General features: G+C 47.6%; 1 pseudogene. It reads right to left on the reverse strand.

The features are described from left to right. A pseudogene (gene istB, locus A142_RS14240) lies at positions 1–450 on the reverse strand (IS21-like element ISVch3 family helper ATPase IstB); the annotation flags it as partial.

Consider the following 450-nt stretch of genomic DNA (forward strand, 5'->3'; position numbering starts at 1 on the left):
ATTGGAGTTGCTTTTGATAGCTACCATCCAGGCGACCAGCTGTCAGGTCGTCAAGTAAGCGAGTTAATCGGTAGTACCTAACCGTTTGTTGTTGGTCACAGGCACTGGTGGCCAGTGCGCAGCCAAGATATGTTTTGCCTGCGCCCGTTGGGCCTGTGATCAAGATGTTTTGGTGTTTATATAGATAACTGCCAGTCAGAAGTTCGCTCATCTGTTTGCGATTGAGGTTTCGTCCCTCTTTGTAGATGAGTTGGCTCGGCTGTGCATCCACTCTTAGCTTGGCTTGTCGTTTTAAGCGTTGGATTTTGGTCTGATTGCGATTCAAGATCTCGCTTTCCAGAAGTAAACTTAACCGTTCCTCGAAGTCCAACTCTGCGTAAGTAGTCAGTTGCTCTTGTTGCTGCTCTAATGCTTTCGCTACATGGCTCAAGCGTAGGGTTTTGAGTTGGT

Source organism: Vibrio splendidus 12E03 (genome assembly GCF_000272105.2).
GTDB classification, from domain to species: Bacteria; Pseudomonadota; Gammaproteobacteria; order Enterobacterales; family Vibrionaceae; genus Vibrio; species Vibrio splendidus_I.